Consider the following 23,753-nt stretch of genomic DNA (forward strand, 5'->3'; position numbering starts at 1 on the left):
AGATGCAAGGTGGTGGTGTTCGCCGGCCAGGGCGACGCGCGCCGGTCGATGGCGCTGCTGTGGCGTGCCAGTGCGCCGGCCGACGACACGGCTAAGCAGGCGCCCGGCCCGAAACCGGGGCTGAGCGTCGACGCCATCGTGTCCGCCGGGATCGAAGTCGCCGACGCGGAAGGGATGGCGGGGCTGTCCATGCGCGCGGTCGGCGAGCGGCTCGGGCGCACCGCGATGGCGCTCTACACCTACGTGCCCAGCAAGAACGAACTGCTCGACCTCATGTACGACCAGGTGCTCGCCGAAGTGCCCACCGAGTACGACCTCGGCCGCGGGTGGCGCGCGGCGCTCACCGCGTGGGCGGAAGAGGCCATCGAGTTCAACGTGCGGCACCCGTGGGTGCTCCAGGTGTCCGAGGCGCGGCCGGTGCTGGGCCCCCACGAGTTCGTGGTGCTCGAATCCCTGCTCAGGATCTTCCACGAGACGGGGCTCGGGGCGGTCGAGATCCGCGGCGCGGTGTCCGCACTGTCCCATTTCGTGCGGGGCGCCGCCCAGGTGATCGCCGACGCGCGGACCGCGGCGAAGGCGACCGGCGTGTCTGACAACGACTGGTGGTTTTCGCGCTCGCCATTACTGGACGAGGTCTGCCCCGATTTCGTCGAACGTTTTCCGATGACCGTCAAACTGGAAACCGAGAACCCGGTCGAAGAGAACGGCGAGCCGCCGGAAACCACGCCGTACATGGAACTGGCGGCGCGGAAGACCTTCGACGCCGGGCTCGCGCTACACCTCGACGGCATCGCGGCCGCCATCGCGAAGCGGACGTGACGGCACGGCGAAGTGAAGTGCGGGCGTTCGCGATCACCGAATGACCCAAACCGCTCCCACGCGGACACTAGAGTGGTGCTGGCATGGCACGAGGGAGTTGGCGGTGGAGTGGCGCGAGATCGAGGTCTTCTTGGTACTCGCCGACGAGTTGCACTTCGGTCAGACGGCCGATCGGCTGTACCTGTCGCAGGCGCGGGTGAGCCAGACCATCCGTGCGCTGGAGAGCCGGGTCGGCGGTCGGCTGTTCGAGCGGACCAGCAGGCAGGTGTCGCTGACGCTGCTGGGCGAGAGGCTCCGTGACGAGCTGCGCCCGGGATACGACCAGATCCTGCGCGCGTTCGCCTCGGCGCGGGAAAGCACGCAGGGCATCTCGGGCGCGCTGCGGATCGGCGTGGTCAGCCTGCTGGTGGGTGGTCCCCACCTCACCGGGATCCTTCAAAGGTTCGAAGCCGAGCACTCCCTGTGCACGATCTCGGTGGTCGACGGCTCCACCTCCCAGTGTCTGGACCAGGTCGACGACGGACGGCTCGACCTGGCCGCCGTGTACCTGCCGCTGACCCGGCCGGGACTGACGGTCGGGCCGGTGCTGGCCCGGCAGGAACGGGCGTTGCTCGTGCCCGACGACCATCCCCTCGCCCGCCGTGGTTTCGCCGACGCGGAGGACCTCACTGACGTCGTCCTGTGCCAGTACCCGGGCGTGCCGGAGGAAACTCTCGATGTGCTGGTCCCGCCGCGGACCCCGAGCGGCCAGCCCACCAGGCGAATCGTGCTCGACATGTTCCACGGCGCGGTGACGCTGCTGTCGGCCGTCGCGCGCGGTGTGATCTGCCATCCCACCGTGGCCAGGTTCGCCGAGGTGTACCAGCAGCCCGGCGTCACCGGGATCCCGCTGCGCGGCCTCCCGCCGATGGAGAGCGCGCTGGTCTGGAACGCCAGCCGCGAGTCCGCGATCATCAGGGCGTTCGCCAAATGCGCCAGCGAGACCCTCGAAACCGTCGAGGGACCGGCCGAGGGCTGATCCGGCATTCGCCTGGCTTATCGCTGCGATACGGGAACGGTCGTTGATCCGCCCCTCGCCGTGACCCACGCTTCAGGGCATCGAATCGAGGGAGCGACGATGTACTCACCCAAGGCCGTGGCGTGACCCGGGCGGCGCGCGTGGACGGAGGCGTGCGGCTGTCGGATCCGGCGGCGAGGTGGACGCTGGTCGTCACGGCCGTCGGCTCCGGGCTGGTGCTGCTCGAGGCGACGGTCGTCAACGTGGCTTTGCCCGCGCTGCAACGGGATTTCACCGCGTCGCTGGCGAGTCTGCAGTGGACGGTCAACGCGTTCACCCTGACCTTGTCGGCGTTGATCCTGCTCGGTGGCGGGCTGGGAGACCGGTTCGGGCGCAGGCGGATCTACCTGGCCGGGACCGTCTGGTTCGCCTGCGCTTCGCTGCTGTGCGGCCTCGCGCCGACCCCGGAGTGGCTGATCGCCGCGCGCGCACTGCAGGGAATCGGCGGGGCACTCGTGGTGCCGGGTTCGCTGGCCCTGATCCAGGACACCTTCCACCCCGACGACCGCAACCGGGCGCTCGGGTGGTGGTCGGGGCTGAGCGGGGCCGCGGGCGCGCTGGGTCCGCTGCTCGGCGGCGGCCTGGTGGACACGGCAGGGTGGCGCTGGGTGTTCCTGATCAATGTCCCGATCGCCGCGGCACTGGTCGTCGTGCTGGTGGCGCGGGTGCCGGAACGCTACACCGGCACCCGATCCGGCGGGTTCGACGTCCTCGGCGCGGCGACCGCCGCGATCGGTCTCGGCGGCACGACATACGCCCTGACCCAGGGCGGCGGCGACCCGGGCACCGCGGTAGCGGCGGCGGTCGTCGGGATCGCCGCCCTGCTCGCGTTCTGGTGGATCGAGCGCCGGGGCCGGACGCCGATGCTCCCGCTCGACATGTTCGGGTCACGCCCGTTCAGCGCCGCCAACCTGACCGCCTTCTTCGTGTACGGCGCGCTGGCCGCGCTGATGTTCGTGCTGCCGATGCAGCTGCAGATCACCGCCGGGTACTCGGCGCTGGCCACCGGACTGGCGATGGTGCCGCTGACCGCGCTCACCCTGGCGCTCTCCGCCCGGGGCGGGACCCTCGCCGCGCGGCTCGGCCCGCGCGTGCCGTTGACCGCGGGCTCGGCTGTCTGCGCGCTGGCTCTGCTGCTCGCCACCCGGATCGGAACCAACGCCACCTACCTGACCGACGTGCTGCCCGTCGTCGTCCTCGTCGGCATCGGCATCCCGCTCGTGACCCCGGCGATCACCGCGACGGTGCTGGCCGCGGTCCCCGGCACCCGCACCGGCATCGCCGGCGCGGTGAACAACGGGATAGCCAGAATGGCCGGCCTCCTCGTGGTCGCCGCGCTGCCGCTACTCGCCCGGCTGCCCCAGGACGCCACGGGCGATCGCCTGGCGCTCGACCGCGGGTTCGACCACAGCATGCTGATGGGCGCCGGCCTGTTCGCCCTCGGCGGGCTCGTCGCGTGGTTCGGGATCCCGCGGCTCGCTACCGGGTGTGCCGCGGAATCGGCTTAGCGCTCGCGGGTCCGCGTTGGTAGGAATCGAGGTATGGATTCCGCCGAGCTCCGCCTCCGGTTCGATGCACTGACGACCGCCCACCTCGCCGACGGATGTGTTCGCGCCGGTGTCCCGGTGCGCTGCGCGCCCGCGGGAACGCACAGCGCGGTGCCCGGCGGCCGCATCGCGGGGCGGGTCCTTCCCGCTCGGCACGTCGGCAGCGTCGACGTGTTCTTGGAGGCCTACGACTCGGCGGCGCCCGGTGACGTGCTGGTCGTCGACAACGGCGGAAGGCTCGACGAGAGCTGCGTCGGGGACCTGGCCGTGCTGGAGGCCAGGGGCGCGGGAGTGGCGGGCGTGGTGATCTGGGGGCTGCACCGCGACAGCGCGGACATCCGCGCGATCGGGTTGCCGGTGTTCAGCCTCGGCTCGCTGCCCACCGGCCCGCTCAGCGTCGGCGAGCGCCCGGCGGACGCGTTGACCTCCGCCGTGGTCGGCGAGTGGACGGTCGGCCGCGACGACGTGGTCTTCGGTGACGACGACGGTGTGCTGTTCGTCCCGCTGGCCGAAGCGGGCGAGGTGCTGACGCGGGCCGAAGCCATCCGCGACACCGAGCGGCGCCAGGCCGAGCGGATCGTCGCCGGGGCCTCCCTGCGCGACCAGGTGGGTTTCGACGCCTACCTGACCGCGCGACGGGAGCGCCCCGCGCTCACCTTCCGCGAACACCTGCGCGCCGTCGGCGGCGCGATCGAGGAATGACGGGTCAACGCTTCTGGTTGAACCGCAGCAGGTTGCCCGCCGGGTCGCGGAAGGCGCAGTCGCGGACGCCGTAGGGCTGGTCCATCGGCTCCTGCACGACGTCCGCGCCCGAGGCCTGGATGCGCTCGAACGTCGCGTCGACGTCGTCGCTGGCGAACAGGACGGCCCGCAGCATGCCCTTGGCGAGGAGTTCGGTCAGCGCTTCCCGGTCGGCGTCGGAGGCGTTCGGGTCGGCGCTCGGCGGTTCGAGCACGATTTCGAGATCCGGCTGCGCCGGCGAGAACATGGTCACCCAGCGCATGCCCTCGAAGCCGACGTCGTTGCGCACTTCGAGGCCCAGCACGTCGCGGTAGAACTCGAGCGCCTTGTCGTGGTCGTCGACGGCGATGAAGCAGTGGGAAACTTTGAGGTCCATGGGAAGGACACTAAGTGCCGCTCGGGCGCTTCGCTTCTCGATTCCTGATCGGTCGCGTGTGGATCTTCGCGAAGCACGCCGGGATGGGCGCGCCCGCGTCGTGGTTCCGCGCGCGGTAGGCGCTCGGGCTCTCGCCGACCAGCTCGCTGAACCGTGAGCTGAACGTGCCGAGCGACGAGCAGCCCACCGCGAAGCACACCTCGGTGACCGACAGCTCCCCCAGCCGCAGGAGCGCCTTCGCCCGCTCGATCCGGCGGGTCATCAGGTAGCTGTAGGGCGTCTCCCCGAACGCCGCGCGGAAGCTGCGGGAGAAGTGGCCCGGTGACATGAGCGCGTCGCGCGCGAGCGCGGGCACGTCCAGCGGCTGCGCGTAATCGCGGTCCATCCGGTCCCGTGCCCGGCGGAGGCGGACCAGGTCGTCGAGGGTCACGCGCTCCATGGTCACACACCACACCCGGTGACCGCTCGTGTTCGGACCGCGTGGTCACGCTTCGAGCGCGGTGTCCACTTCGGACAGCAATCGCGCCTTCGGCCGCGCGCCGACGAACGCCCGCACCGGCTCGCCGTCGCGGAACAGCATGATCGTCGGCAGCGACATCACCCGGTAGTCCCGCATGGTCACCGGGTTCTCGTCGGTGTTGATGCTGACCACGGTGAGGTCACCGGCGCGTTCGCGCGCGATCTCGGCGAGTACCGGGCTGATCATGCGGCACGGCGGGCACCACTGCGCCCAGAAGTCCACCAGCACCGGTTTCCCGTGGTCCAGCACCTCCGCGGCGAAGGTCTCGTCGGTGATCGCGAGGACCTCGGCCGTGCGTTCGGTGGTCGACATGGATCGCTCCTTCACTCGGTCCCCGCGACGGGGACGCGGCACGGATCGGGCTGTTTCGCGAGCGCCTCGGCGAGCTTCGCCAGCAGGCTCGCGCGGACATCGCCGAGCCTGCCGAGCAGCGCGTCGACCTCGGCGAGCTTGCGCTCGTAGACCTCGATCGAATCGGCGCACGAGTCACCGGTTTCGTGCCCGGCGCGCAGGCACTCCACGAACGGGCGGGTCTCGTCGAGGCTGAAACCGATGGCCTGCAGCGTCTGGATCTCGGTGACGAGCCGGTAGTCCCGCTCGCCGTAGTCCCGGTAGCCGTTGGCCGAGCGGCCCGCTTCGAGCAGGCCCTGTGCCTCGTAGAACCGCAGTGCGCGGGCGGTCGTCCCGGTCCGCTTCGCGAGCTCGCTGATCCGCATGGACCGAGCGTAAACGTTGACGCCGAGGTCAAGGAAAGCTCGACCGGGGAAGGAAACCGGCGCCGCACGGGTGCGCAGGAACCCGGCGCGGCGCCGAGTCGATCAGAGGTCGGCGAGCCGCACGGCGGCCGCCATCGCCTCGTATCCCGCGTCGCTCGGGTGCAGGTGGTCACCGCTGTCGTAGGCGGCGAGCAGCCGGTCCGGGTTCGCCGGGTCACCGAGCGCGCGGTCGTAATCGGCCACGGCGTCGTACTCGCCCGAGGTCCGGATCCACTCGTTGAGCGCCTTCCGGACCGCTTCACCGCGCTCGGTGTAGTAGCCCGCCCCCACGAACGGCGTCAGCGTGGCGCCGATCGCCTTGATGCCCTTCGCGTGCGCCTTCTTGATCAGCTCGCGGTGCCCGGCGATCAGCTGCTCCGCGGTCACCTCCGGGTTCGGCACGAAGCAGTCGCCGATCGCGGTCGCGCTGGAGCCGATGTCGTTGATCCCTTCGAGCACGATCACCGACCGCACGTCCGGCCGCTCGACGACGTCGCGCTCGAACCGCGCGGTGGCCTTCTCCCCGAAGCATGTCGAATCGTTCAGCACGCGGTTACCGCCGATGCCTTCGTTCAGCACGCCGAAGCGCCCGTGCAACCGCTCGGCGAGCCGGTCGGGGTAGCGCCGGTTCTCGTCCACAGTGGACCCATAACCCTCGGTGATCGAGTCGCCGAAGGCGACCACGGTGTCCCGCACCAGCGGCGGCCCCAGCACGTCGATCCCGCTCAGGAGGTACCCCGACGCGGAAATGTCGGTGAAGGCGGCGGCGCCGGTATCGGCAGTGCGGTCGCCCTGCGCCCGGTACGACGCCGCGTTGGTCATCGCGTGGAAGGTGACCGGGCCGGTCGGCGCCGCGAAGTACAGCGTGACGGTGAGCCGGTCGAGCGGTGAGACCGGCAGCAGCGCGGGATCGCTCACGATCTCCCCGCCCGCCGGGATCGCCACCGACCGCGCCAGCCCGAAGGTGAGCGGGCGCACCGTGCCCTCGCGCACCGCGGCCCCCTCGCCGGAACGGGCCACCGTGGCACCGGTGACGCGCAGCGGCGCCTTGCCGTAGGTGTTGGCGAGCCGGACCCGCACGGCGGGCCCGCCCGCGCTCAGGCGCGCTATCTGGCGCACGCTCTGCTCCGCGAACCCCTGCACCGACCAGTTCTCCCCCAGCCCGGTGCCCGGCGCCTGCGGCGAGGACGCCCAAGTCCCCGTCCACAGTCCGAGCCCGGCGGGCGCGGCCTCCGCCGTCGTCGCCCCGAGCAGGCCCGTCGTCAGCACGGCGGCACTCGCCACCGCCAGCAGTCTCCTGCCAAGTTTCATGTCCACCCCATCCGTCGTTCCGATGGGTCGGATCGTAGCGCCGGGCACCGACAATCCGGCGCGGATCATAACGCGCAGAGCCAGTCGAGCACCACGGCCGCGGTCCACGACTGGTTCCGGCTGCCGAGCTGTTCCCCGGTGAACGGCTCGTAGTACTCGCCGAACGCACCGTCGCCGGTCAGCTTGAGCCCCGCGTCGCGCAACGCCCGCGCCCGGTCCCGGTTCCCGCCGTGCCCGAACGCCCAGCCGAACAGCCAGGCCACCACCGGCCACTGCGGCCCCCGCCAGTACTGGCGCGCGTTGAACCCCGGCCGCATGGGCGAAACCGACGGCGGCACCGGCGCGAGCAGGCCGGGGTGCCCGCACCACCGTTCACTGTCCCATGTGGACAGCAGGCGGCCATCGGCTTCCCCGCACAGCAGCGGGGAAAACCCGGCGATGCTTTCCGTGTCGAGCCACCGGCCGGTGCGGAGATCGCGGTCCCTGGCGAGCCCGGACACCGGGTGGCAGCTCGCCGCGACCGCCTCGCGGGCGTTCTTCGCCCACGCGCGGAGCCGGTCGAGCTGCCCGGCCGGGGCGCCCACTTCGTCGCCGAGCCCGGCGAGCACTTCGCAGGACAGCGCGAACAAGGCCGTGATGAACACATCGCCGACCAGGAAGCTCGACCGGCGGACCACCTCAGCCGAGTCGTACCCCGCCTGGCGCATCTCCTCGATCAGCCACAGGTAGCGGTCGTACTCGGCGTCGCTCGGCCGTTCGACCGGATCGGCCACCCGCGCGAGGTCCTGGCGCACGTACGGCAGCAGCCCGGCACCGGGGCGCACCCCCGAATACGGCACGTCCCAGCGCGGCGAGTTGTCCATTCCGGACTCCCAGCCGTGCACGATCGCGACGAGCCCGCTCTCGCCAGGCATCCGGTAGTCCACCAGCCAGCGGTGCCACTCGAACAGCGCGGGCCAGATCCGCGCGGCGAACCGAGCCGCCGCCGCGGCATCCTCCACTGTGGACGTGCGCGCGATGTCGAGCACGCGGCGCACCGCGATCGCGTGCACCGGGGGCTGGCAGATCCCCGACGTGCGCACGTGCCCCGGCCCGTCGACGGCCGTGTCGGTGCCCCAGCGGTCGGGGCCGGGGAAGTACGCGGCGTCCGGTTCGGACGCGGTGAACACGATGTGCGGCACCATCCCGTTGCGCCACTGCGCGGCGAACAGCGTGTCCAGCTCGGCGATCGCCCTGTCCACGTCGACGTGCGCGAGCCCGATCGAGATGAACGCGGCGTCCCAGCTCCACATGTGCGGGTACAGCTCGGGCGCGGCGGTGATCACGGTGCCGGTGTCGTTGTCGCGCAGGACCTTCGCCGCGCGCGCGGCGAGCGTGGCGGGCGAATAGCGGACGCGGGCCGTCATCCGTCCTCCAGCCGGAGCCGCGTTTCGGGGTCGTACCAGCGGCAGCGGGCGGCGGGCAGGCTCAGGCGCAGTTCGGTTCCCTGGTCCGCGTCGAACCCGGCTGGCGCGGTGATCTTCAGCCGCTGCCCGCACAGGTCCGCGGTCAGCAGGGTCGACGAGCCGAGCGGTTCCAGCACGGTGAGCGCGGCGACCAGATCGCCCGCCCCGGCCTCGACCGCCTCCGGCCGGACGCCGAGCGTCACCGGTTTCCCTTGGTACGACCGGAGGAACTCGGGTGCGGGCACTGACTGGCCGCCGAGGTCGACGGTCCCGTCCTCGGTCACGCGGCCGGCCAGGAAGTTCATCGGCGGGCTGCCGAGGAACCCGCCGACGAACTCGTCCGCCGGATCGTCGTACACCGCGACCGGCGCGCCGCACTGCGCGATCCGGCCGCCGCGCAGCACCGCCACCCGGTCCCCCAGCGACAGCGCTTCGACCTGGTCGTGCGTGACGTACAGCGTGGTGGTGCCGAGCTCGCCGACGAGCTTCTTCAGCTCCGCGCGGAACGACAGCCGCAGCAGGGCGTCCAAATTGGACAGCGGCTCGTCCATCAGCAGCAGGTCCGCGTCCATCACGATCGCGCGCGCGACCGCCACGCGCTGGCGCTGGCCGCCGGAGAGCTTCGCGGGCAGCCGATCGAGATAGGGCTTGAGCTGCAACAGATCCGCGGCCCAGTCGACCTTGCGGCGCACCTCGTCCGCGGGCACGCCCCGCACCTTCAACCCGAAGCCGATGTTGTCGGCGACCTTCCGGTGCGGGAACACCGCGTAGGACTGGAAGACCATGGACAGGTTGCGGTGCCGCGGTTCGAGGTAGGTGACGTCGCGGCCGCCGAGCACGACCTGCCCGGAGTCCGGGGTCTCCAGCCCGGCGACCATGCGCAGCAACGTCGTCTTGCCGCAGCCGGACGGGCCGAGCAGCACCATGAACTCGCCGTCGGCGACTTCGAGCGAGACCGCGTCGGTCGCCCGCTCGGCCTGGCCCGGATAGGTCTTGACGAGCTCGTGCAGCACGAGATCAGCCACGTGCCCTCCTCCCCTGCTTCATCGCAGCGTCGTCCCCCACATGTTCACCAGATACCGGCGCATCACGAGGATGAACAACAGCGCGGGCACCACGAGCGCGAACCCGCCCGCGAACCGGTACGACTGGGGCGCCTCGGCGAGCGCGGCCAGCACCTGCGCGGGCAGCGTCCGGTGGCCGAGCGTGATCACCGCCGCGCCGAGAACCTCGTTCCACGACAGCACGAACGTGAAGATCGACGACGCCGCGAGACCCGGCAGCGCGAGCGGCAGCACCACCCTGCGCACCGCCTCGAACCGGCCGCAGCCGAACACCTTCGCCGCCTCTTCGAGATCCGCGGGCACGGACACGAAAATGCTCGCGGTGATCAGCACCGTGGTGGGCAGCGCGAGCGCGGTGTGCAGCAGCGTCACCGAAAACACCGTGTCGTAGACGCCGAAGCGCAGGAACAGCGTGGCCAGCGGAACCGACAGCACCACGATCGGCAGCGCGCGCACCAGCAGCACGAACACCTGGTACGCGTCACGGCCGCGGAACGCCTTGCGCGCCAAGGCGTATCCGGCCGGTCCGCCGAGCGCCAGCGACGCGAGCACCGTGTACACCCCGGCGAGCATCGAGTTGCCGAAGGCCGGGATCGTCCCGGTGCCGCCGAAGAAGGCGGCCAGCGTCGCCGTCGAGAAATGACTGGGCACCAACGACTTCGGGAACTCGTCGAGCGCTTCGGGCGAGGAGAACGCGGCGAGGCCGACCAGCACGATCGGCAGCGCCATGAACACCGTCACCAGCACGCAGGCGGTCTGCGCGAGCGCGGCACGGCGGCGCCTCCGCCGCAGCGGGCGCGGGTCGACCGGGGGAAGCGCGCTCATCGTGCCTCCTGCCCGCGCATCGCCCGCAGGTAGAAGGCCGCGCTGCCAAGGGAAAGCACCAGCACGACCAGTGCCACCGCGCTCGCCACCGCCGGGTTCTGCAGGTTCACGTACCACTGGTAGGTCTCCCCGACCAGCAGCGGGAAATCGCGCCCGGTCAGCGCCTGCGCCACGGCGAACGCCTGCAGCGCGAGGATCGTCCGCAGGATCAGCGCGACCCGCAGGCTCGGGGTCAGCAGCGGGATCGTCACCTGCCACAGCCGTTGCCACGCCGACGCGCCGAAGACCTGCGCGGCCTCGTCGAAGTCGCGCGGGATCACCTGCACGCCCGCGACGAGGATCACGAACACCAGCGAGGTCGCGCGCCACACCTCGGCGACCACCACCACGAACAGCATCGAAGCCGTGTTCTGGTACCCGAGCCACGAAACCCCGTTCTCGCTCAACCCCAGCGAAACGAGCAGCGAGTTGAGGTAGCCGCGGTCGGTGAAGATCGAGAGCCAGACCAGTCCCGCGGCGAGTTCGGACACCGCGAGCGGGACGCACCAGATCGCGAAGTGCGTGCGCAGGAACCTCGGCCGCGCCTGCGTCAGCAGGGCCATCCCGGTGGCCAGCACGAGCTGCACCGGGACCACGATCACGATCAGCAGCACCGTGTTGCGCAGCGCCCGCAGGAAGTACGGGTCGCCGAAGAGCCGTTCCCAGTGCGCGAGCGTGAACCCGTCACCGTCGCGGAACGCCGCGAGCACGCCCTGGGCGAGCGGCCACCCGAAGAGCAGGACAAGCAGCACGATCGAGGGCAACAGCAACAGCCACGGCGACCCCGAAAACCGGCGAACGGCCCCCATCTAGGCCACCTCGCAGACCGGTGACGGCGGATCCGGTGCCCAGCACGGGGTTCTGAGATCGGCGAGCACCCCGTTCAGCACCTTGGCCTGCGCGTCCAATGTGGACTGGATATCGGCGCCGTCGAGGATGATGGACCGGAAGCTGTCCTTGAACGCCTTGGTGACCTCGCCTTCGCGGCTACCGAGGCCGACCGGCGGCAGCGACAGGATCGCACCGGCGGCGCGGCGCTGGCGCCCGACCGCGGCCGCCTGCAACGTGATCGCGGGCGGCAGGCCGTCGGGAAGGTCGCCGCTCAGCACGGGGAAGAACCCGTTGGCGCGCAAGAGATCCGCCTGCGCCTGCGGACGCGAGAACGCGCCGATGACCTTCTTCGCCAGCTCGGGATCGGTACTGCCCTTGGGGATCGCGAGCCCGAGCACGACCGCCATGTACCCGAGCCCGGCGTTCCCGCGCGGCGCTGGCGCCATTCGCCAGTTCGCCGGATCGCGTTCGGGCGCCGAAGCCAGCCGCACCACGTGGTCCCACGCGATCGAGACCTCCCGCGCGGCCAGCGGTTCCTGCATGAAGTCGTAGGTGGTGCTCGCCGGGGCGCAGTTCGCCCACAGCTCGCGGAGGTACTGCCACGCGCGCACCGCCTCCGGCGACCGGAACGCGGTGATCTGCCCGCCGGTGAACGAGGGCAGCAGATATCCCTGAAGGAACCGGTGCAGCAGTCCCTTCGGCCCGGCGGGCAGCCCGAGCACCGGCCGGTTGCCGTTCGCGCGGCGCGCCGCGATCGCCCAGTCCAGGAACTGGTCGTAGCTCAGCGCGTCGACGTCGGCACCGGGCGGGAGGTGCTGCAGCGCGTCGGCGTGCGCGGCGAGGACGAACGTCGCCTGTGCCCACGGCACGTACCACGCGCGATCGGTGCCAACCTTCGCGAGCGCCAGGTGCTCGGCCGAGAAACCGCGGTCGCGCAAGCCGTCCGCGACCGCGGTGACGTCTTCGAGGTAGCCACCCGCGAGCGGCGCGAGATCGCCGTGCACGCCGCCGAGCAGGCCGACCCGCGTGGCACCCGCGTCGACCTGGCTGCGCACCTGCGTGGCGAACGGCCCCTCCTCCACCGTCACGTAGGAAACCTGGTCCGGCACCGTGCGCGCGAGCACGCCGCGGAACCGCTCCGCCTCGGCGACCGGCCGGAACTGGGTGGACAGGAACACCATCCCGGTCGTGCCCGTGGTCGCGAACCCGGTGCAGCCGCCAGCGAACGCGCCGAGCGCACCCGCGAGCACCGCCCGCCGCGACACCGACCGCATCCCTGCTCCCCCGGGTTGGTCTACCCTTCTGTTCGGGAACTGAACATAAGTCCGGACGAGGGAGGTGTCAATCCGGTGCTGGCGACCACTTCGCCCGGCCACGTGCTCGCGGTGCTCCGCGCGCACGGGCCGATGACCCGGCAGGAACTCCAGGACCGCGTCGGGATCTCCCGCGTCACCATGGTGGAACGGCTCGACGCGCTCGGCAGGCTCGGGTTGCTGCGGCAGGCCGGATATCGCGCGTCCAGCGGCGGCAGGCCCGCCGAAACGCTCGCCGTCGACGACATCGGGCGGACCGCGCTCGTCGCGGAAATCGGCCAGAGCCACGCCACGCTCGCGGTCACCGACCTGCGCGGCGCCGTGCTGGCGCGGTCCGAACACCCGATGCCGCCGAAAGAACCGCCCGCCGACGCGCTCGCGCGGCTGCTCGGCGCGGGCACGCGGCTGCTCGCGGACTCCGGCTCACGGGCGAGCCTGTGCGCGGTCGGCCTCAGCGTGCCGGGCCAGCTTGACCACGGACGCGGCACGACCATCGCGCCGCCGACCATGCCCGGCTGGACGGGTGTCGACCTGCGCGCCGGGTTCGCGTCCACGCTAAACGTGCCGGTGGTGCTCGAAAACGACGCGAACGCGCTCACCTTCGGCGCCTACTGCGCGCTGGGCCGCCCCGAATCCGCGCTCGTCGGGGTGAAGGTCGGCACCGGGATCGGCGCGGGCATGGTGATCTCCGGGCGCGTGCACCGCGGCGAAACCGGGTGCGCCGGCGAAATCGGGCACATCCGGATCGAAGGCGACGACCGGCGCTGCGACTGCGGGCGGCGCGGCTGCGTGTCGGCCATCGCGAGCGGCAGGGCCGTGGTGCGCGATCTCCGGCCGCACGGGGTGCGCTCCGCGGCCGATGTCGTGCGCCGCGTGCGCGCGGGCGATCGGGTCGCGGTGCGCGCGGTGGCCGACGCGGGCAAGCTCGTCGGCACCGTGCTCGCCACCGTGGTCACGATCGTCAACCCCCGGCTGGTCCGGATCGGCGGCGCGATCGGGGTGCTCGACCCGTTCGTCGCGGGGCTGCGGGAAGTCGTCGACGCGGGCGCGCACACCAGCGCCGTCGACGGGCTGAGCGTGGAAGCGTGCGCGGGCGGCGAAAACACCACCCTCGCCGGGCTCGCGGGTCTGGTCGCCGATGAGGTGTTCTCCCCGTCCTCGGTGGACGCGATGCTCTGAACGGCGGCTGCCAGTGTGGCGCGCGAGGGCTACTGTCCTGGCGGACTCGGAGTGGACTTCGGGGGGCGCTGATGCCGGGAAGACCGCACGAACGCACGTGGCACCTCCCGCTGGGGCAGGCGGAACAGGGCACGGTCCTCGCCGCGCTGCCCGACATCCGCGGCCGTTCGGTGCTAGACGTGGGCTGTGGCACCGGCCGGTACCCCCGCGCGTACCGCGCGCTCGGCGCGGGCAGGGTGGTCGGCGTCGACCCGGCACGGGAACTCGTTTCGCGTGCCCAGAACATCGAAGAACACGACCCCGAAGGCGTGTCGTACGAGACGCACGCCCTGTTTTCCCTGCCGGTACTGGGAAAGTTCGACATCGTGGTCGCGATCAGGGTGCTCGGGGCCACTGAGGACGAGGACGAGCTGGATCGCGTTCTTCGCGGGCTCACCGCGAACCTCGCCGCGGGAGGCACCCTGGTCGTGCTGGTCGCCGAGCGAAACCAGTCGGAAACCCAGGAGCGGTACGGGTTTTCCGTCACCGAGGGCGCCGCCTCCGACCATCGGCTGGCGGTGACCACACTGGTCAGGGCCGATCCGGCGGTCGAGTTCGAGGACTTCGTGCTGTGCCGTGGCGTCGTCGAAGCGGCGCTCGTGCGCGCCGGGCTCACCGACCTCGAACGGCACGACGCGATCGTGCCGCCCGAGGCGTTGCTGGAACGCGGCCGTGACTACTGGGCCGCGCTGCTCGCCGACCCGCCGTTCGCCGTCTTCAGCGCGAGGAAGTGCACGCCCTAGTCGCCGTGCGGGTCAGCGGCGTTCAGGGTGGCGACAACCTGGTCGTAGTCGCCGCGAACCTCTCCGTAGCGGAGGAACTTGACCCGCTCCACCTGGATCTCGGTGGCGTCCGGCTGCTGTTCCAGCAACGTGACGACCTCGTCGACGAACTCGTCGAGCGGCATCGCGAACTCGCTTTCCGCCTGGCCCGGCATCAGGTCGGTGCGCACGGCGGGCGGCAGGAGTTCGACGACCCGCACGCTCGTGTCGGCCAGTTGCAGCCTGATCGACTCGCTGAGCATGTGGATCGCCGCCTTCGAGGCGTTGTAGCTGGGCGTGACCTTCAGCGGCGCGAACGCCAGTCCCGACGAGACCGTGAGGATGGTGGCGTCCGGCTGGGCCCGCAGGTGCTCGATGAACGCGGCGATGAGCCGGATCGGGCCGAGCACGTTGGTGGTGACGATCGACTCCGCCGAGTCCAGGAACGACTCGGGCCGGTGCCAGTCCTCGACGCGCATGATGCCCGCCATCGGCACCAGCACGTTCAGGCCGGGGTGCCGCGCCAGCACCTCCTTGGTGGCCGCTTCGATGCTCGCGGGATCAGCGGTGTCGATTCGCACGGTGTCGAGACCGGGGTGCTCGGCGGCGATGCGCTCGAGCAGTTCGGTGCGGCGCCCGCCGACGATGACCGTGTTGCCCTTCGCCTGCAGCTCGACCGCGAGGGCGAGGCCGATGCCGCTGGTCGAGCCGGGAATGAAGATCGTGTTTCCGGAGATGTCCATGCCTCGAGTTTCACCCCAGGGGCGGGGCGGAGGCAGAGAGCGCTTATCGGGGGATTCGCGATCCCTGGCTGGTCACGGGTGCGCGTCCCATACTGGGCGCCATGGATCGACCGGAACTGGCGAACTTCCTGCGCCTCCGCCGCGAAGCACTGCGGCCGGAGGATCTCGGGCTGCCCACCGGCGCGCGCCGCCGCACCCCCGGCCTCCGCCGCGAGGAGGTCGCCGGGCTCGCCGGGATGTCGACCGACTACTACACCCGGCTCGAACAGCGCCGCGGGCCGCAGCCGAGCGCCCAGCTGCTCAGCGCGCTCGCCAGGGCGCTGCGGCTCACCGCCGACGAGCGCGACTACCTGTTCCGGGTGGCCGGGCACAACGCGCCCGCGTCGGTGATGGCGGCGACGCACGTGGCACCGGCGCTCCTGCGGGTGCTGGACCGGCTCACCGACACGCCGGCGCTGATCCTGTCGAACCTCGGCGAAACGCTGGTGCAGAACGACCTGGCCCGCGCCCTGCTCGGCGACCGCTCCGGCTACCGGGGACTGGCCCGCAGCGAGGTCTACCGCTGGTTCACCGATCCCGGCGAACGGCGCCTGTACCCGGAAAACGATCGTGACCGGCAAAGCCGTGCCCAGGTCGCGAACCTGCGTGCCGCGCACGGGGCGATGGGCCCGAACTCCCCCGCCGGTGAACTGGTGCGGACCTTGCGGAACGCCAGCGCGGAGTTCGCCGGACTGTGGGAACGGCACGAGGTGGTCAAGCGCTTCGAGGACCACAAGGTGCTCCTGCACCCCGAACTGGGCGCGATCGAACTCGACTGCCAGGCACTGTTCACCGAGGACCAGTCGCAGGCGCTGCTCGTGCTCACCGCGGCCCCCGGCACCGAGGGGCACGACAAGCTCCAGCTCCTCGCCGTACTGGGCCAGGAACGGTTCAGCGGCAGCATCTAGCCCGGAAGGTGACTTTCGGGACACGCGCGTCGCGGCGGTCGAGCGTGCGAGGGGTGGATTCGCGGCGTCTAGCGCCCCGAAGGCCACCTTCGGGGCATGCACAGCCGTGCCCGCACGCCCGCGAGGGCCGAGAAAGTGACGCTAGATTCCCCGAAGGTGGCCTTCGGGGAATCTAGCGGCGCACTCCCCGCCGCGTCGGAGATCGGCTCAGAGCGTCGCCGGGGCCACCGCTTCGGCCATCGCGTGGTAGCCGGTGTCGCCGGGGTGGATGTGATCGCCGCTGTCGTAGCCGGGGCGGATGCGGTGCGGGTTCGCCGGATCGGCCAGCGCGCGGTCGAAATCGGCGACCGCGTCGTAGGCACCGGAATCGCGGATCCACGCGTTGAGCCCGTTCCGCAACGCCTCGCGGTGCGCGGTGTACCGCGGTGAGCCTTCGAACGGGATGACCGTGCCGCCGATCGCCCTGATTCCGTTGGCACGCGCCATTTCGATCAGCGCACGCTGCCCGTCCACCAGCTTCCGCACGGTGAGGCTTTCGTCGCTGGCGCCGATGTCGTTGATGCCTTCCAGGACGATCACCGAACGCACCCCCGGCCGCGCCACGACGTCGCGGGCGAACCGCTTGACCCCGGCCTCGCCGCCGCCGGGGTAGTCGGTGAGCAGGAAGTTGCTGCCGATTCCCTCGTTCAGCACGCCGAACCGGCCGTGCAGCCGTTCCGCCAGTTCGTCCGGATACCCGTTGCCCGCGCCGAAAGTGGACGCGAAACCGTCGGTGATCGAGTCGCCGAAAGCCACCACCGCGGCACGGGTGAACGGCCCCAGCGCGTCGACCCCGGTGAGGAGATATCCGGCGCGCGAAGTCTCCGTGAACGCCTCCGCCGAGGTGTCGGCGAGATGGTTCCCTTGCGCCCGGTACGCGAGGGCGCCACCGAACGGGTGCTGGGTCACCGGTCCGGTCGGCGCGGTGAACGACAGCGTGACCACGAGCTTGTCCAGTGGTGCCAACGGAAAGAAGGCGGGATCGCTGACGAGTTCGCCGCCCGCCGGGATCACCGTCGCCGCGCGGCCCCGAAACGTCAGCGCCCGCACGGATTCCGCGGCGGCACCGCCACCACTGCGCCCGAGGGTGGCGCCCGCGACCGGCAGCGGCGCGCCTCCGTAGGTGTTGGACAGGTGGATCCGCACGACCGCGCCACCCGCGCTGACCCACACCACCTGGCGCACGGTCTGCCCGGCGAAACCGGTGCCCGACCAGTTCCCCGGATCGGGGGCCTGCGGCGCGCTCGCCCAGACGCCCCGCCACACGCCGAACCCGGGCGCCGCACTCGCGGGCGCGACCGGCGCGCTCACCAGCGCCACGGCCGCGAGCGCGGAAAGCCGCCGCTTGGTCGTCCTTTTCATTTGTCTCCCCAGTGATCGTGCGTCAGTTCTCCTTGCGCCGGAACAGCTTGTTGCCGAGCCAGACGATCGGGTCGTACTTGCGGTCGGCGACGCGCTCCTTCATCGGGATGAGCGCGTTGTCGGTGATGTGGATGTGCTCGGGGCACACGTCGGTGCAGCACTTGGTGATGTTGCACAGCCCGAGACCGTGCTCCTCCTGCGCCTGGTCACGCCGGTCCGCCACGTCGAGCGGGTGCATCTCCAGCTCGGCGACCCGCATCAGGTACCGCGGCCCGGCGAAGGCGGCCTTGTTCTCCTCGTGGTCGCGCACCACGTGGCAGGTGTTCTGGCACAGGAAGCATTCGATGCACTTGCGGAACTCCTGCGAGCGCTCGACATCGACCTGCTGCATCCGGTACTCGCCGGGCTTCAGGCCCTCCGGTGGCGTGAACGACGGGATTTCGCGTGCCTTCGTGTAGTTGAACGACACGTCCGTGACGAGATCCCGGATCACCGGGAACGTCCGCATCGGCGTCACCGTGATCGTTTCGGACTCGGAGAACACCGACATCCGCGTCATGCACAGCAGGCGCGGCTTGCCGTTGATCTCCGCCGAGCACGACCCGCACTTGCCCGCCTTGCAGTTCCACCGCACCGCGAGATCGGGTGCCTGCGTCGCCTGCAGGCGGTGGATGATGTCGAGTACGACCTCGCCCTCGTTGACCTCGACCTCGAAGTCCTCGAGCCCGCCGCCGTCGATGTCGCCCCGCCACACCCGGAACTGACCCTTGTAACTCATGGGCTACGCCTTCCTTTCCGGGTGCGTCGCGATCTCCGGTTCGGTGTAGTACTTCTCCAGTTCGGTGACCTCGAACAGCTCCAGCAGGTCCTGGCGGAGCTGCAGCTGTTCCTTCGGCGTCACCGAGACACCGTCCCCGTCGGCGGCGCACACCAGCAAGGTGTTGCGCCACTTCGAATCCATCTTCGGGAAGTCGTCGCGGGTGTGCCCGCCGCGGCTCTCCGTCCGCTGCAGCGCCGCCTTCGCCACGCACTCGCTGACGAGCAGCATGTTGCGCAGGTCGAGCGCGAGGTGCCAGCCGGGGTTGAACTGCCGGTGCCCTTCGACGCCGACGACCGCGGCCTGCTCCTTCAGCTCGCCGAGCCGCTCGAGCGCGCTCGACATCTCCTCCGCCTTGCGGATGATGCCGACCAGGTCGTTCATGGTCTGCTGCAGTTCCGCGTGCACGGTGTAGGGGTTGCGCACCGGGTCCCGTTCGAACGGCGCGAGCGCGACCTTCGCCGCATTGTCCACATCGGACTGGCTTACCTCTGGCCGCTTTTCCAGCGAGTCCACGTAGTCCGCCGCGCCGAGCCCCGCCCTGCGGCCGAACACCAGCAGATCCGACAGCGAGTTGCCACCGAGCCGGTTCGACCCGTGCATCCCGCCGGAGCACTCCCCCGCCGCGAAAAGTCCTTGCACCGTCGAGGAAGCGCTGTCCGGGTCGACCTCGATCCCGCCCATCACGTAGTGGCAGGTCGGGCCGACCTCCATCGGCTCCTTCGTGATGTCGACGTCGGCGAGTTCCTTGAACTGGTGGTGCATCGACGGCAGCCGCCGCCGGATCTCCTCGGCGGGCATGCGCGAGGCGATGTCGAGGAAAACGCCGCCGTGCGGCGATCCCCTGCCCTCCTTGACCTCCGAGTTGATCGCGCGGGCCACCTCGTCGCGCGGCAGCAGGTCCGGGGTGCGCCGGTTGTTGTCGGCGTCGGCGTACCAGCGATCGGCCTCTTCCTCGCTGTCCGCGTACTGACCTTTGAACACGTCCGGCACGTACTCGAACATGAAGCGCTTGCCGTCGGAGTTCTTCAGCACGCCGCCGTCACCGCGCACGCCTTCGGTGACCAGGATGCCCTTCACACTCGGCGGCCACACCATGCCGGTCGGGTGGAACTGCACGAACTCCATGTTGATCAGGTTCGCGCCCGCGCGCAGTGCCAGCGCGTGCCCGTCACCGGTGTACTCCCACGAGTTCGAGGTGACCTTGAACGACTTCCCGATGCCGCCGGTGGCCAGCACGACCGCGGGCGTTTCGAACAGGATGAACCGGCCGGACTCGCGCCAGTACCCGAACGCGCCGGAGATCTTCTCGCCGTCCTTGAGCAGTTCGGTGACGGTGCACTCGGCGAAGACCTTCACCCGCGCCTCGTAGTCGCCGTACTTCGCGAAATCCTCCTGCTGCAGCGAAACGATCTTCTGCTGCATGGTGCGGATCAGCTCGAGTCCGGTGCGGTCACCGACGTGCGCGAGCCTCGGGTAGGTGTGCCCGCCGAAGTTGCGCTGGCTGATCCTGCCGTCCTTGGTGCGGTCGAACAGGGCGCCGTAGGTCTCCAGCTCCCATACCCTGTCCGGCGCCTCCTTCGCGTGCAGCTCGGCCATGCGCCAGTTGTTGAGGAACTTCCCGCCGCGCATGGTGTCGCGGAAGTGCACCTGCCAGTTGTCGTTGGCGTTGGCGTTGCCCATCGACGCGGCGCAGCCGCCCTCCGCCATCACCGTGTGCGCCTTGCCGAACAACGACTTGCACACCACCGCGACGCTGAGACCGCGCTCCCGCGCCTCGATGACCGCGCGCAGGCCAGCACCGCCCGCACCGATCACCACCACGTCGTAGCTGTGCCGTTCGACCTCGGTCATGAATGAAGCCACCTTTGTTGACGCCGTTGTCCGTTGGGGTGCCGCGAGTTCCGGTCAGTTCACGAAGCGCAGATCCGCGATCGCGCCGCTGGCCACGAGCATGACATAGAGGTCCGTCAGGACCAGGGTGCCGAGCGTGGTCCACGCGAGCGGCATGTGCCGCGTGTTGAGCTTCGTGATCTGCGTCCACATCCAGTACCGCGCCGGATGCTTCGAGAAGTGCTTGAGCCTGCCGCCGGTGACGTGCCGGCACGAATGGCAGGAAAGCGTGTAGGCCCACAGCAGGATCACGTTGCCGAGCAGGATGATGTTGCCGAGGCCGAAGCCGAACCCGCCGCCCTTGCCGTGGAACGCCGTGATCGCGTCGTAGGTGTTCACCAGTGACACGAGCACCGCGACGTAGAAGAAGTAGCGGTGCACGTTCTGGATGATCAGCGGCAGCTTGGTCTCGCCGGTGTACTTCGCGTGCGGCTCCGCCACCGCGCACGCGGGCGGCGACATCCACACCGAGCGGTAGTAGGCCTTGCGGTAGTAGTAGCAGGTGAGCCGGAAGCCGAGCAGGAACGGCAGCACGATGAAGCCGAGCGGGATCCACGACGGCAGTTCGCCGAACCAGTGTCCGAAGTGGCTCGAACCCGGCACGCAGGACGCCGAGACGCACGGCGAGTAGAACGGCGTCAGGTAGTGGTAGTCCTCGACCCAGTACGCGGTGCGGACGAACGAGCGGATCGTCGCGTAGATGACGAACGTGGCGAGGCCCGCGGTGGTCAGCAGCGGCGAAAGCCACCACCGGTCGGTGCGCAGCGTCTTCTCGGCGATCCGGGCCCTCGACGGGGCCCGGACGCCGGTGCCCGCCTGGCTCGCCTCGTTACGAGCCGGCGCGCTCAACGCTGGTCACGCTGGTAGCCGCCGACACCTTCGTCGTCGGCGCCTTGCCATAGCGCTGGGTCGTACGGGGTATCGGGGACCACGACGACGTTCGCGCGGTCGTCCGGCTTCGCCTGCGCGGGCACCGGCGCCTGGTCCAGTTCGCCCGCGTCGATCTCGAGCCGTTCCAGGTCGTTCGCGAGGCGTCGCACCGAGGACGCTTCGCCGTAGCGGGCACGCAACGCGCCGACGCACTGCCTCAGTTGCCCTAGGGTGCGCCGAAGTTCGACCAGTTCCGTGGTGGTGGGCATGCGTACCTCCGCGTCGTTCGGGAGCACGGCCGTCTAACAGATCGCAGCCGCTGGTTCGACTGTGCCGTGCTGTGTGCTGTGTGACAAGTAGCACACCACCCCTACAGCGCGTGACGGGGGTCACGTCTACCGGCTATCTGTATCGATTTTGAAACCAGGGATTTCTTGGGTACTGTGGCCGTTGTCACGACCGAGCCACGTCAGCGCTGCCGTCGGCCAGACCCACAAGGCGCGCGGCTTTTCGGTGCTTCTTCCGTTCGCGCGCCGCGAGGAGGACGAAGCTCGCCATGCCCCCGGTTCACCCCGTCGTCGCCGAAGTCACCGCCCGCATCGCCGCGAGGAGCGCCGAGACGCGGTCCGCCTACCTCGCCCGCACCGCCGCCGCGCACGAGGAAGGCCCGGTTCGCCGCGGCCTCGCGTGCAGCAACCTCGCGCACGGATTCGCCGCCGCGGAAGGCGCCGACAAGAAGGCGCTGCGCGAACTGCGGATGCCCGGCGTCGCGATCGTGTCCTCCTACAACGACATGCTGTCCGCGCACCAGCCGATGCACGAATACCCCGCCTGGCTCAAGGCATCGGTCCGGGAAGCCGGTGGGGTGGCGCGGTTCGCGGGCGGAGTGCCCGCGATGTGCGACGGGATCACGCAGGGCCGCGCCGGGATGGAGCTGTCGCTGTTCAGCCGCGAGGTGATCGCCATGTCGACCGCGATCGCGCTGTCCCACGACATGTTCGACGCGACGCTGCTGCTCGGAGTGTGCGACAAGATCGTGCCGGGACTGCTGATCGGCGCGCTGTCCTTCGGGCACCTGCCCGCGGTGCTGGTGCCCGCGGGCCCGATGAACTCCGGGCTGCCCAACAAGGAGAAGTCCCGGATCCGCCAGCTCTACGCCGAGGGCAAGGCCACCAGGGAAGACCTCCTCGACGCGGAAGCGGCGTCGTACCACTCGGCGGGCACGTGCACCTTCTACGGCACCGCGAACTCGAACCAGATGGTGGTCGAGGTGATGGGCCTGCACCTGCCCGGTGCCAGCTTCGTCCAGCCGGGTTCCCCGCTGCGCCGCGCGCTCACCGAGGAAGCGGGGCGACGTGCCGTCGCGTTGTCGCGCGGCGAGGAGTACACGCCGGTGGCCGAAGTGGTCGACGAGCGCGCCGTGGTCAACGGCGTGGTCGCGCTGCTCGCCACGGGCGGGTCGACGAACCACACCATGCACCTCGTCGCGATCGCCGCGGCGGCCGGGATCCAGCTCACCTGGGACGATTTCGACGAGCTTTCGCTCGTCGTGCCGCTGCTCGCGAACGTCTACCCGAACGGCAGCGCCGACATCAACCACTTCCACGCCGCCGGCGGTGTCCAGTTCCTCGTCGGCACACTGCTCGACGCGGGCCTCCTGCACCCCGACGTGCGCACCGTCGCGGGCACCGGGCTGCACCGGTATCGCGCGGAACCTGTTCTGCGGCAAGGGAAACTCGGGTGGCGCGAGGTCGAGACCCGCAGCCTCGACGAATCCGTGCTGCGTCCCGTGTCGAACCCGTTCGCCCCCGACGGCGGGCTGCGGATGCTCACCGGGAACCTCGGCAGCGCCGTGCTGAAGGTGTCCGCGGTCGCGCCGGAGCACCGCGTGGTGCGCGCGCCCGCCCGCGTGTTCACCACCCAGGAGGGCTTCGACCGCGCGTTCAAGGCGGGCGAGCTGGACCGCGATGTGGTCGTGGTTATCCGCGACCAGGGCCCGCGCGCGAACGGGATGCCCGAGCTGCACGGGCTCACGCCCGCGCTCGGCGTGCTGATGGACCGCGGCCACCGGGTGGCTCTGGTCACCGACGGCCGGATGTCGGGCGCCTCCGGCAAGATCCCGGCCGCGATCCAGCTGACCCCGGAAGCCGCGGCCGGTGGCCCGGTGGCGCGCGTGCGGGACGGCGATCTCGTCCAGCTCGACGCCACCACGGGCGAGCTGGACGTGCTGGTGAGTGCGACCGAACTCGCGTCGCGCGAGCTGGTGGACGGCCCGCCCGAGGAGGCATCCTGGACCGGCACCGGTCGTGAGCTGTTCGCCGCGCTGCGGCGGGCGGTCGGACCGGCGGATCAGGGTGCGAGCGTGTTCGGCGCGGTGACACCGGAGCACTTCGGCCGCCCGGCGCACCCGTCCGAGTCGCAGCAGAGCCTGGCCTGAACCCGATGCAGGCCCGATACAGG

24 protein-coding genes are annotated in these 23,753 nt (G+C 70.6%); 8 read left to right on the forward strand and 16 right to left on the reverse strand.

What is annotated here, in order from left to right; translation table 11 throughout:
• The first annotated feature begins 9 nt into the window (after nt 1-9).
• The 4 genes from HUW46_RS05050 to HUW46_RS05065 all read left to right on the forward strand — a co-directional run bounded on the left by HUW46_RS05050 (nt 10) and on the right by HUW46_RS05065 (nt 4,125).
• Complete coding sequence (locus tag HUW46_RS05050; protein WP_215546160.1) at nt 10-819, forward strand: TetR/AcrR family transcriptional regulator; 810 nt, start codon at nt 10-12, stop codon at nt 817-819.
• Between the two features lie 103 nt (nt 820-922).
• Nucleotides 923-1,837 (forward strand): LysR family transcriptional regulator, encoded by a 915-nt coding sequence (locus HUW46_RS05055; protein ID WP_215546161.1) that lies wholly within the window; start codon nt 923-925, stop codon nt 1,835-1,837.
• A 122-nt stretch (nt 1,838-1,959) separates the two neighbouring features.
• A complete protein-coding gene (locus tag HUW46_RS05060) occupies nt 1,960-3,384 on the forward strand; it encodes an MFS transporter (RefSeq protein WP_215546162.1) in 1,425 nt (474 codons plus the stop codon).
• A gap of 33 nt (nt 3,385-3,417) precedes the next feature.
• Entirely contained in the window at nt 3,418-4,125 is a 708-nt protein-coding gene (locus HUW46_RS05065) for an RraA family protein (RefSeq protein ID WP_215546163.1), read from the forward strand.
• Between the two features lie 4 nt (nt 4,126-4,129).
• Here the strand turns inward: HUW46_RS05065 and HUW46_RS05070 are convergent, their stop codons facing one another.
• The 10 genes from HUW46_RS05070 to HUW46_RS05115 form a co-directional block, all read right to left on the reverse strand.
• Complete coding sequence (locus HUW46_RS05070; RefSeq protein ID WP_215546164.1) at nt 4,130-4,540, reverse strand: VOC family protein; 411 nt, start codon at nt 4,538-4,540, stop codon at nt 4,130-4,132.
• 10 nt (nt 4,541-4,550) lie between these two features.
• Nucleotides 4,551-4,979: a helix-turn-helix transcriptional regulator gene (locus HUW46_RS05075; protein ID WP_215546165.1), complete on the reverse strand. Its 429-nt coding sequence runs from the start codon at nt 4,977-4,979 to the stop codon at nt 4,551-4,553.
• A 45-nt stretch (nt 4,980-5,024) separates the two neighbouring features.
• Nucleotides 5,025-5,372, reverse strand: a complete 348-nt coding sequence (gene trxA, locus HUW46_RS05080) for a thioredoxin (RefSeq protein ID WP_215546166.1) — start codon at nt 5,370-5,372, stop codon at nt 5,025-5,027.
• Between the two features lie 11 nt (nt 5,373-5,383).
• Nucleotides 5,384-5,776, reverse strand: a complete 393-nt coding sequence (locus HUW46_RS05085) for a MerR family transcriptional regulator (RefSeq protein WP_215546167.1) — start codon at nt 5,774-5,776, stop codon at nt 5,384-5,386.
• Nucleotides 5,777-5,878: 102 nt separating this feature from the next.
• Entirely contained in the window at nt 5,879-7,126 is a 1,248-nt protein-coding gene (locus HUW46_RS05090) for an SGNH/GDSL hydrolase family protein (RefSeq protein ID WP_215546168.1), read from the reverse strand.
• A 65-nt stretch (nt 7,127-7,191) separates the two neighbouring features.
• A complete protein-coding gene (gene ggh / locus HUW46_RS05095; protein ID WP_215546169.1) occupies nt 7,192-8,532 on the reverse strand; it encodes a glucosylglycerate hydrolase in 1,341 nt (446 codons plus the stop codon).
• Nucleotides 8,529-9,596, reverse strand: a complete 1,068-nt coding sequence (locus tag HUW46_RS05100; RefSeq protein ID WP_215546170.1) for an ABC transporter ATP-binding protein — start codon at nt 9,594-9,596, stop codon at nt 8,529-8,531. Before HUW46_RS05100 ends, ggh begins: the two co-directional genes overlap by 4 nt.
• A gap of 18 nt (nt 9,597-9,614) precedes the next feature.
• Nucleotides 9,615-10,460: a carbohydrate ABC transporter permease gene (locus HUW46_RS05105; RefSeq protein ID WP_215546171.1), complete on the reverse strand. Its 846-nt coding sequence runs from the start codon at nt 10,458-10,460 to the stop codon at nt 9,615-9,617.
• On the reverse strand, nt 10,457-11,308 hold the full coding sequence (locus HUW46_RS05110; protein ID WP_215546172.1) for a carbohydrate ABC transporter permease: 852 nt from the start codon (nt 11,306-11,308) through the stop codon (nt 10,457-10,459). Before HUW46_RS05110 ends, HUW46_RS05105 begins: the two co-directional genes overlap by 4 nt.
• Nucleotides 11,309-12,604, reverse strand: a complete 1,296-nt coding sequence (locus tag HUW46_RS05115) for an ABC transporter substrate-binding protein (RefSeq protein ID WP_215546173.1) — start codon at nt 12,602-12,604, stop codon at nt 11,309-11,311.
• Nucleotides 12,605-12,679: 75 nt separating this feature from the next.
• Here HUW46_RS05115 and HUW46_RS05120 point away from each other — a divergent pair, with 75 nt between their 5' ends.
• Together HUW46_RS05120 and HUW46_RS05125 are read left to right on the forward strand one after the other, a co-directional pair.
• Nucleotides 12,680-13,822, forward strand: coding sequence for an ROK family transcriptional regulator (locus HUW46_RS05120; protein WP_254125811.1), 1,143 nt, complete (start codon nt 12,680-12,682; stop codon nt 13,820-13,822).
• A 71-nt stretch (nt 13,823-13,893) separates the two neighbouring features.
• Entirely contained in the window at nt 13,894-14,604 is a 711-nt protein-coding gene (locus tag HUW46_RS05125; protein WP_215546174.1) for a class I SAM-dependent methyltransferase, read from the forward strand.
• Here the strand turns inward: HUW46_RS05125 and HUW46_RS05130 are convergent.
• Nucleotides 14,601-15,365, reverse strand: a complete 765-nt coding sequence (locus tag HUW46_RS05130) for an SDR family oxidoreductase (RefSeq protein WP_215546175.1) — start codon at nt 15,363-15,365, stop codon at nt 14,601-14,603. The two genes, HUW46_RS05125 and HUW46_RS05130, sit on opposite strands and share 4 nt — an antisense overlap.
• 101 nt (nt 15,366-15,466) lie before the next feature.
• On the opposite strand from HUW46_RS05130, the gene HUW46_RS05135 reads away from it, so the two are divergent.
• Complete coding sequence (locus tag HUW46_RS05135; RefSeq protein ID WP_215546176.1) at nt 15,467-16,312, forward strand: helix-turn-helix transcriptional regulator; 846 nt, start codon at nt 15,467-15,469, stop codon at nt 16,310-16,312.
• A gap of 207 nt (nt 16,313-16,519) precedes the next feature.
• On the opposite strand, the gene HUW46_RS05140 is transcribed toward HUW46_RS05135, so the two are convergent.
• The 5 genes from HUW46_RS05140 to HUW46_RS05160 are packed head-to-tail and all read right to left on the reverse strand — an operon-like array spanning nt 16,520 to nt 21,562.
• Entirely contained in the window at nt 16,520-17,713 is a 1,194-nt protein-coding gene (locus HUW46_RS05140) for an SGNH/GDSL hydrolase family protein (RefSeq protein ID WP_215546177.1), read from the reverse strand.
• Between the two features lie 22 nt (nt 17,714-17,735).
• Complete coding sequence (locus HUW46_RS05145) at nt 17,736-18,491, reverse strand: succinate dehydrogenase/fumarate reductase iron-sulfur subunit (protein ID WP_215546178.1); 756 nt, start codon at nt 18,489-18,491, stop codon at nt 17,736-17,738.
• Between the two features lie 3 nt (nt 18,492-18,494).
• Entirely contained in the window at nt 18,495-20,384 is a 1,890-nt protein-coding gene (locus tag HUW46_RS05150; protein WP_215546179.1) for a fumarate reductase/succinate dehydrogenase flavoprotein subunit, read from the reverse strand.
• Between the two features lie 54 nt (nt 20,385-20,438).
• Complete coding sequence (locus HUW46_RS05155) at nt 20,439-21,272, reverse strand: hypothetical protein (protein WP_215546180.1); 834 nt, start codon at nt 21,270-21,272, stop codon at nt 20,439-20,441.
• Nucleotides 21,269-21,562 (reverse strand): hypothetical protein, encoded by a 294-nt coding sequence (locus tag HUW46_RS05160; RefSeq protein ID WP_215546181.1) that lies wholly within the window; start codon nt 21,560-21,562, stop codon nt 21,269-21,271. Before HUW46_RS05160 ends, HUW46_RS05155 begins: the two co-directional genes overlap by 4 nt.
• 287 nt (nt 21,563-21,849) lie before the next feature.
• Between HUW46_RS05160 and edd the strand changes: the two genes are divergently transcribed.
• A complete protein-coding gene (edd, locus tag HUW46_RS05165) occupies nt 21,850-23,730 on the forward strand; it encodes a phosphogluconate dehydratase (protein WP_215546182.1) in 1,881 nt (626 codons plus the stop codon).
• Nucleotides 23,731-23,753: the final 23 nt, after the last annotated feature.

The organism is Amycolatopsis sp. CA-230715 (assembly GCF_018736145.1).
Classification (GTDB): Bacteria; Actinomycetota; Actinomycetes; order Mycobacteriales; family Pseudonocardiaceae; genus Amycolatopsis.

Coding starts and splice junctions, on each gene's coding strand:
- HUW46_RS05065 (WP_215546163.1), top strand. CDS start 3,418: ATGGATTCCGCCGAGCTCCGCCTCCGGTTCGATGCACTGACGACCGCC.
- HUW46_RS05070 (WP_215546164.1), bottom strand. CDS start 4,540: ATGGACCTCAAAGTTTCCCACTGCTTCATCGCCGTCGACGACCACGAC.
- HUW46_RS05075 (WP_215546165.1), bottom strand. CDS start 4,979: ATGGAGCGCGTGACCCTCGACGACCTGGTCCGCCTCCGCCGGGCACGG.
- trxA (WP_215546166.1), bottom strand. CDS start 5,372: ATGTCGACCACCGAACGCACGGCCGAGGTCCTCGCGATCACCGACGAG.
- HUW46_RS05085 (WP_215546167.1), bottom strand. CDS start 5,776: ATGCGGATCAGCGAGCTCGCGAAGCGGACCGGGACGACCGCCCGCGCA.
- HUW46_RS05090 (WP_215546168.1), bottom strand. CDS start 7,126: ATGAAACTTGGCAGGAGACTGCTGGCGGTGGCGAGTGCCGCCGTGCTG.
- ggh (WP_215546169.1), bottom strand. CDS start 8,532: ATGACGGCCCGCGTCCGCTATTCGCCCGCCACGCTCGCCGCGCGCGCG.
- HUW46_RS05105 (WP_215546171.1), bottom strand. CDS start 10,460: ATGAGCGCGCTTCCCCCGGTCGACCCGCGCCCGCTGCGGCGGAGGCGC.
- HUW46_RS05110 (WP_215546172.1), bottom strand. CDS start 11,308: ATGGGGGCCGTTCGCCGGTTTTCGGGGTCGCCGTGGCTGTTGCTGTTG.
- HUW46_RS05115 (WP_215546173.1), bottom strand. CDS start 12,604: ATGCGGTCGGTGTCGCGGCGGGCGGTGCTCGCGGGTGCGCTCGGCGCG.
- HUW46_RS05125 (WP_215546174.1), top strand. CDS start 13,894: ATGCCGGGAAGACCGCACGAACGCACGTGGCACCTCCCGCTGGGGCAG.
- HUW46_RS05130 (WP_215546175.1), bottom strand. CDS start 15,365: ATGGACATCTCCGGAAACACGATCTTCATTCCCGGCTCGACCAGCGGC.
- HUW46_RS05135 (WP_215546176.1), top strand. CDS start 15,467: ATGGATCGACCGGAACTGGCGAACTTCCTGCGCCTCCGCCGCGAAGCA.
- HUW46_RS05140 (WP_215546177.1), bottom strand. CDS start 17,713: ATGAAAAGGACGACCAAGCGGCGGCTTTCCGCGCTCGCGGCCGTGGCG.
- HUW46_RS05145 (WP_215546178.1), bottom strand. CDS start 18,491: ATGAGTTACAAGGGTCAGTTCCGGGTGTGGCGGGGCGACATCGACGGC.
- HUW46_RS05150 (WP_215546179.1), bottom strand. CDS start 20,384: ATGACCGAGGTCGAACGGCACAGCTACGACGTGGTGGTGATCGGTGCG.
- HUW46_RS05160 (WP_215546181.1), bottom strand. CDS start 21,562: ATGCCCACCACCACGGAACTGGTCGAACTTCGGCGCACCCTAGGGCAA.
- edd (WP_215546182.1), top strand. CDS start 21,850: ATGCCCCCGGTTCACCCCGTCGTCGCCGAAGTCACCGCCCGCATCGCC.